General features: G+C 59.3%; 15 protein-coding genes. 11 read left to right on the top strand and 4 right to left on the bottom strand.

All coding sequences use genetic code 11. The features are described from left to right. The first annotated feature begins 132 nt into the window (after positions 1-132). The gene (locus ACODSP_RS01180) at positions 133-987 is read left to right on the top strand and encodes an FkbM family methyltransferase (RefSeq protein WP_488963798.1); all 855 of its coding nucleotides are present in this window, start codon (positions 133-135) and stop codon (positions 985-987) included. Here ACODSP_RS01180 and ftrA read toward each other — a convergent pair. Next, on the bottom strand, positions 944-1972 hold the full coding sequence (gene ftrA, locus ACODSP_RS01185) for a transcriptional regulator FtrA (RefSeq protein ID WP_488963799.1): 1029 nt from the start codon (positions 1970-1972) through the stop codon (positions 944-946). The two genes, ACODSP_RS01180 and ftrA, sit on opposite strands and share 44 nt — an antisense overlap. Before the next feature lie 91 nt (positions 1973-2063). Between ftrA and ACODSP_RS01190 the strand changes: the two genes are divergently transcribed. From ACODSP_RS01190 to ACODSP_RS01220, 7 genes are all read left to right on the top strand, one after another. Further along, complete coding sequence (locus ACODSP_RS01190) at positions 2064-2477, top strand: rhodanese-like domain-containing protein (RefSeq protein ID WP_488963800.1); 414 nt, start codon at positions 2064-2066, stop codon at positions 2475-2477. A 2-nt stretch (positions 2478-2479) separates the two neighbouring features. Beyond that, positions 2480-2974: a GNAT family N-acetyltransferase gene (locus ACODSP_RS01195; RefSeq protein ID WP_488963801.1), complete on the top strand. Its 495-nt coding sequence runs from the start codon at positions 2480-2482 to the stop codon at positions 2972-2974. 122 nt (positions 2975-3096) lie between these two features. Continuing rightward, entirely contained in the window at positions 3097-4251 is a 1155-nt protein-coding gene (locus tag ACODSP_RS01200) for an ABC transporter ATP-binding protein (RefSeq protein WP_488963802.1), read from the top strand. A 24-nt stretch (positions 4252-4275) separates the two neighbouring features. Further along, complete coding sequence (locus tag ACODSP_RS01205) at positions 4276-5220, top strand: ABC transporter permease subunit (RefSeq protein ID WP_488963803.1); 945 nt, start codon at positions 4276-4278, stop codon at positions 5218-5220. Beyond that, positions 5220-6065: an ABC transporter permease subunit gene (locus ACODSP_RS01210; protein WP_488963804.1), complete on the top strand. Its 846-nt coding sequence runs from the start codon at positions 5220-5222 to the stop codon at positions 6063-6065. The genes ACODSP_RS01205 and ACODSP_RS01210 overlap by 1 nt, the downstream gene beginning before the upstream one ends. A 154-nt stretch (positions 6066-6219) precedes the next feature. Further along, positions 6220-6594 (top strand): PRC-barrel domain-containing protein, encoded by a 375-nt coding sequence (locus ACODSP_RS01215; RefSeq protein ID WP_488963805.1) that lies wholly within the window; start codon positions 6220-6222, stop codon positions 6592-6594. A gap of 25 nt (positions 6595-6619) precedes the next feature. Further along, positions 6620-6880, top strand: coding sequence for a hypothetical protein (locus ACODSP_RS01220; RefSeq protein ID WP_488963806.1), 261 nt, complete (start codon positions 6620-6622; stop codon positions 6878-6880). Between the two features lie 119 nt (positions 6881-6999). Here the strand turns inward: ACODSP_RS01220 and ACODSP_RS01225 are convergent, their stop codons facing one another. After that, positions 7000-9432: a TonB-dependent receptor gene (locus ACODSP_RS01225; RefSeq protein ID WP_488963807.1), complete on the bottom strand. Its 2433-nt coding sequence runs from the start codon at positions 9430-9432 to the stop codon at positions 7000-7002. 216 nt (positions 9433-9648) lie between these two features. Continuing rightward, complete coding sequence (gene hmpA / locus ACODSP_RS01230) at positions 9649-10866, bottom strand: NO-inducible flavohemoprotein (protein ID WP_488963808.1); 1218 nt, start codon at positions 10864-10866, stop codon at positions 9649-9651. A 198-nt stretch (positions 10867-11064) separates the two neighbouring features. Here hmpA and ACODSP_RS01235 point away from each other — a divergent pair, with 198 nt between their 5' ends. The 3 genes from ACODSP_RS01235 to ACODSP_RS01245 all read left to right on the top strand — a co-directional run bounded on the left by ACODSP_RS01235 (position 11065) and on the right by ACODSP_RS01245 (position 13466). Further along, positions 11065-11514, top strand: coding sequence for an RrF2 family transcriptional regulator (locus ACODSP_RS01235; RefSeq protein ID WP_488963809.1), 450 nt, complete (start codon positions 11065-11067; stop codon positions 11512-11514). Between the two features lie 260 nt (positions 11515-11774). Continuing rightward, positions 11775-12665, top strand: coding sequence for a tyrosine-type recombinase/integrase (locus ACODSP_RS01240; protein WP_488963810.1), 891 nt, complete (start codon positions 11775-11777; stop codon positions 12663-12665). Between the two features lie 12 nt (positions 12666-12677). Then, positions 12678-13466, top strand: coding sequence for a UbiA family prenyltransferase (locus ACODSP_RS01245; protein ID WP_488963811.1), 789 nt, complete (start codon positions 12678-12680; stop codon positions 13464-13466). Here ACODSP_RS01245 and ACODSP_RS01250 read toward each other — a convergent pair. After that, positions 13463-14383, bottom strand: a complete 921-nt coding sequence (locus ACODSP_RS01250) for a hypothetical protein (RefSeq protein ID WP_488963812.1) — start codon at positions 14381-14383, stop codon at positions 13463-13465. The two genes, ACODSP_RS01245 and ACODSP_RS01250, sit on opposite strands and share 4 nt — an antisense overlap. Between the last annotated feature and the right edge of the window lie 44 nt (positions 14384-14427).

Here is a 14427-nt window from a genome sequence, read left to right on the forward strand (position 1 = left end):
TAACGGTTCTTGACTGAATGCTGTGGGGCGTCGGCGGGTTTACCGTCGGCGCCCTTTGCATTTCTGGTGATATTCCACGATGCTGGCATCCGGCGCGCCATCGGGCGGGGGCCGGTGGGACTGGAGATATGCATGACGGTTCAGGGTGTTCGCCTGTTCAACGACCTGACGGGGACGGACGTTAAGGTCAAGGTGGTGGATATCGGGGCGAATCCGATCGACAGCGATCCACCCTATCTTCCGATGTTGAAGCGTGGCCACGCAGAGGTCGTGGGATTTGAGCCCAACCCCGCTGCCTTGGCCAAGTTGCTGGAGAAGATGGGGCCGGACGAAACCTATCTGCCGGATGCGGTGGGTGATGGCGGTCGCCATGTGCTGCGCCTTTGTCATGCCCCCGGCATGACCTCCTTGCTGGAACCGGATCAGCGTGTCCTGTCCTTGTTCCATGGTTTCCCGTTATGGGGGCAGGTTGTGGCCCGCGCGGAGCTGGATACGGTTCGGCTGGATGACGTGCCGGAAACCGCCAGTGCCGACATGATCAAGATCGATATCCAGGGCGGGGAGCTGATGGCGCTTCGCAGCGGGATCGAGCGGTTGCGCGACGTGGTGGTGATCCAGACGGAGGTGGAGTTCCTGCCTCTGTACAAGGATCAGCCCCTGTTCAGTGAGGTGGAACAGTTCCTGCGCTCACAGGGCTTTATCTTCCACCGCTTCTTTCCATTGGAAAGCCGCATCCTGCAGCCCGCAATGGTCAATGGCAGCATGTATGGCGGGCTAAGTCAGCAGGTCTATGCCGACGCTGTTTTTGTCCGCGACTTCATTTCCCTGGATGGATATTCGGACCGACAGCTTCTGGCCGCCGCTTCCATCGTCCATAATTGCTACAACTCCATCGATCTAAGCCTGCGCTTCCTCTACGAATATGATCGCCGCACCGGTGCCATCACGGCGGAACATTATTTCCGGCGTCTGACCGGGGCGGAGTGACGGCATCAAGGTTTTGATCCCGGCGGTACCGTGCCGGGGCCACCCCGATCCGGTTGCGGAAATGATAGCGAAGGGCGGCGGCGGTGGGAAAGCCGCAGGCCGTCGCCACATCCTCCACGCTGGCCGTCGTCTCGGTCAGCAATTGTTCGGCCCGCGCCACCCGTTCCCGCAGCAGCCATTCGCCGGGTGACAGGCCGGTCATGTCTTGAAACCGGCGGATGAAGGTGCGCAGGCTCATCCCCACACTGTCTGCCAGATCGCGCAGGGCGTGATCGCGGTCCAGTTCCCGGCGCAACCGGTCCAGCAGGGGTGACAGGCGCGGTCCCTCATGGGACGTCGGGACAGGCCTTTCCAGGACCTGTTTCTGCGCCCCGTCGCGGTGGGATGACAGGACCAGACGCTGCGCCACCTGATTGGCGATGGCCGCCCCGAAATCCTTGCGCACGATATGCAGGCACAGGTCCAGACCCGCCGCACTGCCCGCCGAGGTCAGCACGTCGCCATGATCGACATAAAGCAGACCGGGGCGGTAGCGGATGTCGGGATGGCGTTCGGCCAGGATCGCCTCATACCGCCAATGGGTGGTGGCATCGCGGCCCGCCAGCAGCCCCGCCGCCGCCAGCACGAAGGCACCCGAACAGATCGACACTAGCCGCGCCCCCCTTTCATGGGCCGCACGCAGGGCCAGGCACAGGGCCTCCGGCACCGCCGCGCCCGCCGACCGCCATCCCGGCACAATGATGGTCCCGGCCCCTTCAAGCAGCGACAGGTCGCCATCCGCCGTGACGCGGATGCCGCCCATGGCCGACAGAGGCCCCGGCTCCACCGCCACCACCATGGAACGGTACCAGTCGGGCCCCAGTTCGGGCCGGGGCAGGGCGAACACCTCCACCGCGATCCCGAACTCAAACGTGCACAGACCGTCATAGGCCAGGATGGCGACGGTGCGGTTGGGCGGATCGGTGGGGCGTGTCTGCTTTGGCATGATTTCGATATTTTATGGCAGGGCGCGTGTTTTGCGAAGGGGGGATCGGCGCCATTCTGCACCCCATCGAAACCCCTGACAGGTTGATCCCATGTCGAACGAAGTGACCCGTATCCAAGCCGCCCCGTCGCCCGACGCCGTCGCCCATTTCCAGAAGCGTCTGTCGCTGGAAACCGATTGCGCCGATGTCTTCGCCGCCTTTGCGTCGGGCGCCCCCGGATTCGTCCTGGTCGATGTGCGCGGGCGCAAGGCCTTTGCCGCGTCGCATGTGCCGGGCGCCATCAATATTCCCGTCATGGACCTGACGGAAAAGCGGCTGGCGGAATATCCTGCCGACACGTTGTTCGTCGTGTACTGCGCCGGCCCGCATTGCAACGGTGCCGACAAGGGCGCCCTGCGGCTGGCCAGCCTGGGCCGTCCTGTAAAGCTGATGATCGGCGGCATGACGGGCTGGGCCGATGAAGGGTTCAGCTATGAAGGCCCCGCCGCCGGGGCTGCGGCCTGATCATGGTATCCGCCGTCACGGTGCGTGACTTTCACGCCGGCGATATCCCGGCGCTTCTGTCCTTGATGCGGGCGCTGGCGGTATTCGAAGGTTATGACAAGCAATTTGCCGTGACGGCGGATGATCTGGCCATCCACGGTCTTGGTCCCGATCCCTGGTTCGGGGCCAAGGTCGCGGTGTCGGCGGCAGGTGATCTGGTGGGCATGGCGGTGCATGATACCATCCGCTGGACCTATGACCGCCGCCCCACGCTGGTGCTGAAGGAATTTTATGTCGCCGATGGCTGGCGGGCGGCGGGGGTGGGCCATGCCCTGATGCGGGCCGTGGCATCGCATGCCTGTGCCATGGGCGCGCCGCGTCTTCACTGGCTGGTCCTGCCGGACAATCATGCCGCCATGCGATTCTACCGCTCCCTGGGTGGCGAACCGGAAACCGGATGGCAATCCTGGCACCTGGAACAGCCGGCATTGGCGGCATTGGCTGCCGGTCCTGCGTGAAAAGTACCGTTTCCCGCATGCTCCCCCTATCCGTCCGGGTATCGTCGCGTGTAGAATTGTGCGGTGCGTGAAAATGCACGCCACCTACCGATATCGCCAAACGGACAGGGACATATACGGACATGGCTACTGCGCAGCCCTCGCGGACCCAGACCAAGCTGGAACCTTGGCGGGACCCGAATGAGAAGCCCTATGTCCGCATCGAGAAGGTGACGAAGAAGTTCGGCGACTTCACCGCCGTCGATGATGTTTCCTTGTCGATCTATCGCGGCGAATTCTTCTCGCTTCTGGGCGGTTCCGGTTCCGGTAAGACCACCTTGCTGCGCATGCTGGCCGGGTTTGAACGCCCGACCGAGGGCAAGATATTCATCGACGGTGTCGACATGTCCAACGTGCCGCCCTATGAGCGGCCCGTGAACATGATGTTCCAATCCTACGCCTTGTTCCCGCATATGAGCGTGGAGGCCAACATCGCCTTCGGCCTGCATCAGGACAAGGTGCCGGCGGCAGAGATCAAGGAACGGGTGGCCGACGCCCTGAACCTTGTGCAACTGGGACAGTTCGGCAAGCGCAAGCCGCATCAGCTTTCAGGCGGACAGCGGCAGCGCGTGGCCCTGGCCCGCGCCCTGGTGAAGCGGCCCAAGCTGCTGCTGCTGGATGAGCCGCTGGGCGCGCTGGACAAGAAGCTGCGCGAACAGACGCAGTTCGAACTGGTGAACATTCAGGAAAAGGTGGGCATCACCTTCGTGGTCGTGACCCATGACCAGGAAGAGGCGATGACCATGTCGTCGCGCATCGCGGTCATGAATCGCGGCTATATCGCACAGATCGGCACCCCGACCGAGATCTATGAATATCCCAACAGCCGGATGACGGCGGAATTCATCGGGTCGGTCAACATGTTCCATGGCCGCGTTCTGGAGTCTGAGCCCGACCATTCCCTGATCCGCTCTGACGAGGCGAATTGCGACCTCTATGTCTCCCATCCCGGCCATCTGGCGCCCGGCACCGAATGCTGGGTCGCGGTACGGCCGGAGAAGGTGACCATCTCCAAGGATGCGCCGGCGGGCAGCGATGGCCGCAATCAGGCGACGGGCGTGGTCAAGGAAATCGCCTATCTGGGTGACGTTTCCATCTATGAAATCCTGCTGGATACCGGCAAGCGGGTGCGTGTGACGGCGCCGATGGTGACGCGCCGCACCGAAATGCCCATTACCTGGGAAGACCGGGTGTACCTGTCCTGGCGACCGTTCGCCGGCAGCGTCCTGACCAACTGACCGGACGGGAAGGGGGGCTGACCCATGGCCGAAACGGTTCAAAGCGAAATGCGCCATACGGGCTTTCTGGGCCTGTTGCAGCGGGTGGGCCTGTCGGGCCGGGCACTGGTGGTGTCCGTACCCTATGCCTGGCTGCTGCTGTTCTTTCTGGTGCCGTTCCTGATCGTGCTGAAGATCGCGCTGGCCGAAAGCCAGATGGCGATCCCGCCCTTCACCTCGTTGATCGAGAATGTGGAGGAGCTGAAGTACCAGATCACCGTCACCTTCTATAATTTTCATTATATGGTGACCGACGATCTCTACATCGTCGCCTATCTGAACAGCCTGAAGATCGCCTTCATCTCCACCCTCTGCTGTCTGCTGCTGGGCTATCCGGTCGCCTATGCCATCGCCAAGGCCGATCCGAAATGGCGCGCACCCTTACTGATGCTGGTGATCCTGCCGTTTTGGACCAGCTTCCTGATCCGCGTCTATGCCTGGATCGGCATCCTGTCCAACAACGGTGTGCTGAACAATGTGCTGATGTGGCTGGGCATCATCAATGAGCCGCTGCAGATCCTCTATACGCCCGTCGCCACCTATATCGGCATCACCTATTCCTACCTGCCCTTCATGATCCTGCCGCTCTATTCGACCTTGGAGAAGCTGGACAATACCCTGCTGGAGGCGGCGGCCGATCTGGGTTGCCCGCCCTGGAAGGCGTTTTTGTCCATCACCCTGCCACTGTCGATCCCCGGCATGGTTGCAGGCGCGCTGCTGGTCTTCATTCCGGCTACCGGTGAATTCGTGATCCCGGAACTGCTGGGCGGGCCTGATACGCTGATGATCGGGCGTACCTTGTGGACGGAATTCTTCAATAACCGTGACTGGCCGCTGGCATCCGCCGTGGCGGTCGCCTTGCTGCTGTTCCTGGTCGTGCCGATCATGATCTTCCAGAACGTGCAGGGTAAGCAGGGGGGGCACCCGTAATGCCGAAATCCTGGTTCCTGCGCTTCGGCCTGATCACGGGCCTGCTGTTCCTGTATATCCCGATCATTCTGCTGATCGTGCTTTCCTTCAACGACAACCGGTCGGTCGCCGTCTGGTCGGAATTCTCCTTCCGCTGGTATGGCGAACTGATGCGCGATGAACAGCTGCTGTCGGCGGCCTGGCTGTCGGTGCGCGTGGCCTTCATTTCCGCCAGCTTTGCCGTGGTGCTGGGCACGCTGGCGGGCATGATGCTGGCGCGGTTCGGCGCGTTCAAGGGCCGCGCCCTGTTCTCCGGCATGGTATCGGCCCCGCTGGTCATGCCGGAAGTGATCATGGGCCTGTCGCTGCTGCTGCTGTTTGTCAGCATCGATCAGATCATCGAGCCGATCTTCGGCTGGTCGATCGGGCGCGGCACGCTGACCATCGTGCTGGCCCATATCACCTTCACCATGGCCTTTGTGACGGTGGTGGTGCAGTCGCGGCTGGTCTCCATGGATGCCAGCCTGGAAGAGGCGGCGATGGATCTGGGGGCGCGTCCCGCAAAAGTGTTCTTCGTGATCACCCTGCCGCTGATCGCGCCGGCCATCGTGTCGGGCTGGTTGCTGGCCTTTACCCTGTCGCTGGATGATCTGGTGATCACCAGCTTCGTGTCCGGGCCCGGCTCCACCACCCTGCCGCAGATCGTGTTCTCGTCGGTGCGCCTGGGTCTGTCGCCCAAGGTGAATGCCCTGGCCACCATCGTGGTAACCATCGTGGCCATCGGTATCATCTGCGCCGGCATCTATAATGCACGGGCTGAAAAGGCCCGGCAGCGGGACGAGCAGATGGCGCAGCAGGGCGGCTGATCAACCCTGAAACCCATGCGCTTTACAAACCCCGGTGCCCGCCGCACCGGGGTTTTCTTTTGTCAACGCTACGTCAAACCTGTGACCTGATTGGAACCTTTCCCTTGTCTCGGGTGTTTCCATTCTGACAACCCCGACAGGAAGGATCCCCATCATGGCCATCAGCAATGTCGCACGCAGCGAGACCAACACCTGCATCAGCGCCGGCAAGGTGAATGGCACCAATGTCTACGGCGTCAATGGTGACAAGATCGGCCATGTCGAGGACGTGATGCTGAACAAGCGCACGGGCAATGTCGCCTATGCCATCATGGCGTTCGGCGGCTTCCTCGGCATTGGCGAGCGCTATCACCCGCTGCCCTGGTCGGTGCTGAAATATGATCCGGACATGGGCGGTTATGTGGTGCCGCTGGACCGGGCTCGGCTGGAAAGCGCGCCTTCATATTCCGAGCAGGAACTGGGTGCCGATGACCGCCGCTGGCGGGAGCCGGTTTCCACCTACTACAACGTCCCGCCCTATTGGATGTGATCAGCATCCCCACCGGGAGGAAGACATGCCAGACCAGACCCAATATCCCATCACGTCCAAACAGCCGCGCCAGCCCACCGAACGGGAACTGGACCGCGATCTGGACAATAGCTTTCCGGCCAGCGACCCGGTCGCATCCGAACAGCGCGTGACGGCCAAGCCGCCCTCGCGCACCGATGGCACCGGCCAGGATCAGAGCATCCTGCCCACGCCGACCGATAAACAGAAGGCGCAGGCCCAGAAAAACCGGCGCCATCTGGCGGCGGATCAGGAGCGGCATCACTGACCCCGTTTCTATCCTCCCCTTTTTGCCCCCCGTTCAACTGGGTCCCCCAATGACCAACCCCCGGCGGAATCGCTTCCGTCGGGGGTTTTCTTTGTCATCTGGCTATGAAGGACGGCGTTTTAGAACTTGGTGCTGACCTGCGCGCCAAACGTCCGGGGCTTGGCGACCTGATAGGCCACGCGGGCGCGGAAGCCGCGTTCGCGGTCCAGCGACAGTTTGGCATTCTCGTCAAACAGGTTGTTGACGTAGCCGGCCATCTCCCACTCGTCCTTCTTCACGCCGAAGCGCAGATTGATGCTGCTATAGGAAGGCAGCTTCGGATCGAAGCTGAAGGCCGTGCCCGGCTGGCTGCCGATCGGGATGCGGTTGAAGGTGCCGACGGCTGCCGGGTCCTGATCCACCGCCTGGGTGAAGCGCGAGCCGATATGCTGGAACGTCGCGATGGCGAAGCCCATCAGGTCGTTGCCGATATCATCTTCCCACTTGGTCTGCGCGCTGAACTGATAGCGCGGGACGGTGGGCAGGCGGTTGCCCTTCTTGATACCGCCCACGACGCTGGCGGCACCACCGGCTGCCGCCTGTGAGGTCACGGTTTCCGTGAACTCGCTATCGTTGAACGAACCCGACAGCGACAGGTTGAACGCGTCGGTCAGCTGATAGCTGAACTCCGCCTCGGTACCGCGCGTACGGGCATCGGCGTTGAAGACGATGCGCGAGGAGCAGGTGCCGGCGTCCAGCGTGACCTGAAGGTTGGAAATGTCGGTGTAGTAACCGGCGATGTTCAGCGAACCACGGCCACCGCCGAAGCTCACTTTCGCACCCATTTCATAGTTCCAAACGCTTTCATTGCCGAAATTGTTACGCCCGCCGAAGGTGGTGCGGTCGGCGGCGGAACAGAGCGGCACGTTCAGCGGATCGTTGATACCGCCCAGACGGAAGCCCTTCGACACCTGCGCATTGACGGTCACGTCCTCCGTGGCGTCATAGGACAGGATGGCGCGCGGGGAGAAGCCGTTGCTGCTGGTCTCACCCTTCACGCCCTGGGCGCGGTCGGCGAAGATACCGTCGAAATTCAGGGTGCGCTTTTCCTTGAAATCGAAATAACGCAGGCCCAGCGTGGCCGACAGCTGTTCGGTCAGGTCATAGGAACCTTCACCGAACAGGGCGACCTGCTTGAAATCATACGGGATGCGGGACCAGTACAGCTCGTCCAGCCCGTTCTGGGCGTTCGGGCCGTTGCTGTCGATGCCGGTGATCGCTTCGAACCCGTCAACATTCAGGGTCTGGGCGTATTTGCGGTCGATCTTGGAATAGAAGGCGCCGGCCACCCACTGGAACGGGCCATCGCCGTTGGAGGCAAGGCGGGCTTCCTGCGTGAACACCTTCACGTCGGTTTCGTCCGACAGCGGGGTGTCCAGGGTATAGACCTGCTTCGACAGGCCGGTGGCCGACAGCACGCCCGGCTGACCTGTGATGGAGCCGGTCAGCTGCGAGGCATCGCGATAGACCAGCAGGTTGCGGTCGGTGACCGAGGTGACCGACGTGGCCGTGACGGCGCCGAGATCGACCTCAACCGTCAGATCGGCCAGCATGAACTTGTCTTTGAACTTCTCTTCCAACTGCGTGAACTGCTGGCGCTTGCCGAACTGGAACAGGCGGTTGCCCGTGGTCACCAGTTCGTTGGCCAGGATGTTGAACTCATCTTCGCGGTTGAAGCCGTTGGCCTCGATCTCCTGATAGACGACGCGCGGGGTGATGGTGACATTCTCGGTCGGCTGCCAGCCCAGCGACAGGCGCAGGCCCGTGCGGAAGCCGTCATTCACGTCCTTCTTCACGCTGCCATTGGGCTGGATCGCATCGATGAAGCCGGCATAGCGGGTCCCATAGCCGACGGCGCGTAGGGCCAGCGTGTCGGTGACGGGGACATTGACCATGGCCTTGGCGCTGTACCCGGTGCCGCCGCCATCGATCTGTTCGATCGACAGTTCGGTGGTGCCTTCCTGGGTGCCCTGTGCCGGCTTGTTGGTGATGTAGCGGATGGTACCCGACAGCGAGCCGGAGCCATAGAGCGTGCCCTGCGGCCCGCGCAGCACTTCGACGCGGCTCAGGTCGTACAGGTCCAGATCGGGGGTGAACAGCGACAGCGAGATCACCGATTCGTCCAGATAGACGCCGACCTGTTCCTTCACGCCCGGCTGGTCACGCACGATCTGACCGGCGGAAATGCCGCGGATGGCCACCTGGCTCTGTCCCGGACCCAGATTCTGGATCGACAGGCCCACGATGCTGCGCGACACGTCCTCGATATTGGTGGCGCCGGCATCCTTCATCGAATCCGCGCTCATGGCGTTGATGGAGAAGGGGACGTCCTTCAGGGTTTCGTCGCGCTTACGGGCGGAGACGATGATTTCCTCCAGCATGGCGCCGGAAGAAGGGGCGGGGGCCTGCTGCGCCATGGCGGGCATGGCGATGGCGGCGGCGCCGCACAGCAGGATGGACAAGGCAAGCGGGTGACGGCCGGACGCACTGCGTCCGCTGGTATGGCTGAACATTATGTAACTCCTCCCACGCGTTCTTCTTATCGGGGCGCAGCTTTGGTGTTGCGCACTTACCGTATCGTGACGCTGTCATAACCTGTTAACGTCGGCAATATGCCTCAAATGCAGGCGCGTGAATAAAAAAGGCCCACGGCGTCTGCTGACACCGTGGGCAAAGGAAAACTGCGGCTTCTTACTTTTAAGCACGCGTGCTTTTGAGGCGAATTCGCCTCAGTCAAGTAGTTCTTCTTCATGCGAGCCGAAGAACTCATAGCGAATCCGGTCCGCCGGCACCCCAGCGGCCCGCAAACCCTTGATCATGGCGGCCATGAAGCCTTTGGGGCCGCAGACCATGAAGTCGGCGTCATGGGCCTGGGGCAGGGCGGCGATGGCCGCGGGGTCGATGCGGCCCGCCATGTCATGGTCGGTGCCGATCCGGTCACCTTCTGCCACCTGCTCATAAAAGATGCCGACGGACAGGTTGGCATGGGTGCGTGCCAGATCGCGTAGGCGGGGGCCGAAGGCGTGATGGGCACGGTCGCGCACGGCCTGGAACAGGTGCAGCGGGCGCGTTGTCGCGGCGGCCAGTTCTGCTTCCGCGATGGACAGCATCGGCGTGATGCCGACCCCGCCGGCCAGCAGGAACAAGGGCTTGTTCCCGTTCGGCGCGGTGAAGCTGCCTGCCGGCGGTGCCACTTCCACCACATCGCCGACCGACAGATGACGGTGCAGGAAGCTGGAGCCCAGACCGTCGGGAACGCTCGCCTCTGGTGCCGTCTCATGCTTCACGGAGATACGGTAGGAGCGGGCATTGGGCGCGCCCGACAGGCTGTAATGGCGTAGCAGCGATCCATGGCCCGGCACGTCGAGGCGCAGGGTCAAGTACTGGCCAGGGCGGAAGGACAGGATGGCACCGCCATCCTCCGGCTCCAGATACAGGCTGCGGATCACCTGGCTTTCCGTCACGGCCTCCACCACCTTGAACCGGCGCCATCCGTACCAGCCGCCGGGCGCACCGGCGCTGTCGCGGTACTTGGCCTGTTCGACACCGATGAAGATATCACGCAGCGCCATCCAGGCCTCGGTCCAGGCATGCAGGATGGCGGGCGTGGCGGCACTGCCCAGCACTTCCGCGACGGAACCCAGCAGGTTGGTGCCGACAATGTCATAATGATAGGGCTGCACATGCAGGCTGACATGGCGTTGCGCGATACGCTCCACCGCCGGGCCCAGGGCCGCCAGATTGTCGATATTGTCGGCATAGGCGGCAACGGCCCCGGCAAGGGCGCGGGCCTGGGTGCCATTGCGCTGATGCGTGGGGTCGAAAATGGCCCGGATGGCCGGATCGCGCAGCAGCTTGTCATACATGTGCCGGGTGATCGCTTCCCCATGCTGATGCATGACGGGGGCGGTGGATTTCACGATGGCGATGGTTTGGGCGGACAGCATCAGGCTCTCGCTTCACAGGGGGTCAGGACGGTAAAGATGCATCTGAAAAGCCTCTTAACGCGCCTGACCTTGAAAAGCAATATTTTCAATGTATCTTTTGTTTCAGGCGCAGGCATGTCAGCCCTCTCGCCGCCAAGGCTTGTCCTCGCGTGGGCGCGGATGGCATGGAAAGCGTTCTGATCAAGGGGGGATGGGGCGATGCGGCTGACCCGCTACACCGATTACGGATTGCGCGTGCTGCTTTATCTGGGGATGAAGCGCGAGGGCCTGTCCACGATCCCCGAGATCGCCAACCGCTACGCCATTTCCGAAAACCACCTGACCAAGATCGTCAACGAACTGGGCCGGCTGGGCCATGTGCGCACCGTTCGGGGCCGCAATGGCGGCATGGCGCTGGGCCGTCCGCCGGCGGAGATCAATCTGGGCGCCCTGGTGCGGCAACTGGAAAATGACATGTCGCTGGTGGAATGTTTTGAGACGGGGAACACCTGCCCCATCACCAGCGACTGCCGCCTGCAAAAGGTGTTGGGCAAGGCCCTGGCCGCCTTTCTGGCGGTGCTGGATGAGGTCACCCTGGCCGACCTGCTGGTGCAACCGGCGGGCATGATGCAGATGCTGGGGTTGGGGGAGGGGGCACCCGTGCCCTGATCCTGGAGGTGTTTCCACCGAGTCTTGTCGGGACCCAGAGTTCAACATAGCGGCCTGTAAGACATGTTCGGCGCCATTATGGTTAATTGAACAATCGAACCGTGTGTCAGTAAATGCAGATCGAAGGCCTTCATTTAACGAGCGTCATGAAATCGCGTCATGGGCGTCATACTTGACGAAGATTTTCGACCTTAATTGACAGCCAGGCCCAAGGCACGGCCTTCCAACCCTGATCCCAGAAATCAGGAGAGGATTGGACCATGGATATGGCAGCTGCGATTGAGACATTTCTTGCGCATTGTCAGGCAGGACGGAACCTGTCCACCAACACCTTGCGCGCCTATGGTCAGGATCTGGCGGAGGTCACGCGCTATCTGGCCCTGCCATCCTCCGGCGTGGTGACGACGGTGGCGGGGCTCAGTGCTTATGCAGAATGGCTGGGTAAGGCCCGGGGTCTGGCCCCAGCTACGGTGAAGCGGCGCCTTGCCTGCCTGCGAGCCCTCATGGTCTGGGCCGAACGTCGCCGCCTGATCCGCGTCTCGCCCTTCCGTCGCGCTGAAATCCGCATCCGCCTGCCCAAGCGCCTGCCGCGCTGTCTGACGGCACCGGAGCTGCGCGGCCTGCTGCGCGCCGCCGATCTGGCCTCGCCCGTTCTGAACCTGGCGGTGAAGCTGATGTTCACCACCGGCATGCGGGTAGGGGAGTTGGTTGCCCTGCGCCAGGATGATATCGATCTGGAGGCGCGGACCCTCCGGGTGCGTGGCAAGGGGGATCGCGAACGTCAGGTCTTCCTGACGGCGGATAGTGTGGTGGCCGACCTGACCCTTTTGCTCCGCCAGCGTCGTACACAGGGTGCTGTTGGCACGGACCCACTGCTGACGGCGGCGGGTGGATTGGCCATAACCACCGACTGGGTCCGCCGCCACCTGCGCCGCCTTGCCCAATCCGCCGGCCTGACCCGCCGTATCACCCCCCACATGCTCCGCCACTCCGCCGCCACCAGCCTCCTGGAAGCCGGCGTCGACATCCGCTTCGTCCAACGCCTCCTGGGCCACCGCTCCATCGCCACGACCGAGATCTATACCCATGTCAGCGACGAACGCCTGAAGAAGGTGGTGCTGGCCGCCGATACGCTGGGGAGGGTGGGGTGATAACTGGGAATTATGACGAAATCAAAGCTATTAGATATACTCCGACTGGGCCGACTAGACTCAAGTTTTCTTGGGTCAATGGGGGTTTTTATCCCAACATATTTAAAAAGTGGTGAAATAGATAAATCAGCTGTTGTATCTTTGCCAATACTATTTTTCGCCTTCGGTGGATTTATAATTAATGACATATCGGATATAGATAAAGATCGAGTTTCGCACCCAACAAGACCACTTGTTACAGGGTCAATAAGTCAAAATTCAGCAATGACGCTGTATTTTATTTGTCTATTTTTGGGATTATTTACATCAATTCATGAATTTTGTAGACCGTACTGGATGGCATACTTAATTTTCGCCGTTTTAATGACTAATTATAACTATTTTGTATCAGAGTACCCAAGCCTTAAGGGCATATATGTATCTACCACAACAATTCTACTTATTTTGATTAGTCAAAATATAAATTCGCACCCCATCAGCCCAACGGTTTCAATGGGAGTATTTTTGTTTATGTTTGGTAGAGAAGCATTAATGGACGTGCAGGACATGGGCGGCGACAAAAGAACGTTGGCAAACATACTGGGTGACAAAGTTTGCTCTTTTTACGCATTTTCAGGCCAGTATATCGCGATTTTTTTATTAGCGCTGAATGTGGGTAATGACATAGAGATTTATTCGATATCAGTGCTAATGGTAATGCAATTAATTTTTACTTATAACTGGGCATTAAATAAATATAGGTTTGTAATTTTGCACCTGATGAAAATTCAGATGTTTATTTCTTTGCCATTTTTATTCTAATTAAAGATAATTGCCGCCAAGGCAATAATACTTGCCAAGGCCATTGGAAGATCACTTAGATTTATCTTTAGTCTGTGTTTCAACTCTTCTTGTAGAGCTTTGTCGTATTCGATAATGTAGGAAAGTCTCTCATACTCTGTTGTCTCTGAATTCCTTAAAAGAAACTTAATTCTCTTGATTTTCTTTGAAATTGATCTGGAGTATACGCCCCTCAATACAGATCGTGGGAAGAAATTAAAAATCAGGATGACAGGAGTGGCTAATATAGCTGGAAGAAGATGAAGTATTTTCAAGGAGTCTCCCAATATGTTCTTATATAGAAAAGGTCCATTATAATAAGTGTAAACTTGAATGTAGACGAAAACCACTGTAAGAGTTGTTATGGAATTTATGTAAATAGGTATCAGTCCTAATCTATCTTCTGAAAACAAGTCCTCGTCAGCATCCATGTTTTCTATGGATTGTAGAATTTGCGCTATGTAGAATAGCTTTCGTCCCACATAAACGCCCAGCCCATATTGAGCGGATCCATAAAATATCAAAAAATACATTGGAATTCCATTTATTGGAAACTGCGATATGTACTGTATGCAGAAACCTACAATAATGAACGTGGCAGAGAACGATATGGAACGTCCCATTGCAAAAAATCGCCTCCTATTTTCTTTGTACTCTGAATTGTAGCGTTCTATTTCCTTGAAGTTTTTGGATATTATGCTTGGTATTACGTCCTGCGATTTATATACAAGTATGAATGTGCTCAAAATGGGTCCGCCCACAAGAATTCCATTGTAGTCTTTAAAGAAAAGCCTAACATAAGCCTTGAAAATATCTTCACCGTAAACGTAATAAGTCAATATTGAGGTAATAATCCCGTAACTGGCGCAGAATAATAGCCCCATAAAGACATGATTCATAAGAAAGAAAACATGCTTTGATTTCGTCATAATTCCCAGTTATC

This window comes from Niveispirillum sp. FG156, assembly GCF_057809555.1.

Excerpts from the sequence above, each read along its gene's own strand:
- ACODSP_RS01180 (WP_488963798.1), top strand. The coding sequence starts at position 133 with ATGACGGTTCAGGGTGTTCGCCTGTTCAACGACCTGACGGGGACGGAC.
- ftrA (WP_488963799.1), bottom strand. The coding sequence starts at position 1,972 with ATGCCAAAGCAGACACGCCCCACCGATCCGCCCAACCGCACCGTCGCC.
- ACODSP_RS01190 (WP_488963800.1), top strand. The coding sequence starts at position 2,064 with ATGTCGAACGAAGTGACCCGTATCCAAGCCGCCCCGTCGCCCGACGCC.
- ACODSP_RS01195 (WP_488963801.1), top strand. The coding sequence starts at position 2,480 with ATGGTATCCGCCGTCACGGTGCGTGACTTTCACGCCGGCGATATCCCG.
- ACODSP_RS01200 (WP_488963802.1), top strand. The coding sequence starts at position 3,097 with ATGGCTACTGCGCAGCCCTCGCGGACCCAGACCAAGCTGGAACCTTGG.
- ACODSP_RS01205 (WP_488963803.1), top strand. The coding sequence starts at position 4,276 with ATGGCCGAAACGGTTCAAAGCGAAATGCGCCATACGGGCTTTCTGGGC.
- ACODSP_RS01210 (WP_488963804.1), top strand. The coding sequence starts at position 5,220 with ATGCCGAAATCCTGGTTCCTGCGCTTCGGCCTGATCACGGGCCTGCTG.
- ACODSP_RS01215 (WP_488963805.1), top strand. The coding sequence starts at position 6,220 with ATGGCCATCAGCAATGTCGCACGCAGCGAGACCAACACCTGCATCAGC.
- ACODSP_RS01220 (WP_488963806.1), top strand. The coding sequence starts at position 6,620 with ATGCCAGACCAGACCCAATATCCCATCACGTCCAAACAGCCGCGCCAG.
- ACODSP_RS01225 (WP_488963807.1), bottom strand. The coding sequence starts at position 9,432 with ATGTTCAGCCATACCAGCGGACGCAGTGCGTCCGGCCGTCACCCGCTT.
- hmpA (WP_488963808.1), bottom strand. The coding sequence starts at position 10,866 with ATGCTGTCCGCCCAAACCATCGCCATCGTGAAATCCACCGCCCCCGTC.
- ACODSP_RS01235 (WP_488963809.1), top strand. The coding sequence starts at position 11,065 with ATGCGGCTGACCCGCTACACCGATTACGGATTGCGCGTGCTGCTTTAT.
- ACODSP_RS01240 (WP_488963810.1), top strand. The coding sequence starts at position 11,775 with ATGGATATGGCAGCTGCGATTGAGACATTTCTTGCGCATTGTCAGGCA.
- ACODSP_RS01245 (WP_488963811.1), top strand. The coding sequence starts at position 12,678 with ATGACGAAATCAAAGCTATTAGATATACTCCGACTGGGCCGACTAGAC.
- ACODSP_RS01250 (WP_488963812.1), bottom strand. The coding sequence starts at position 14,383 with ATGAATCATGTCTTTATGGGGCTATTATTCTGCGCCAGTTACGGGATT.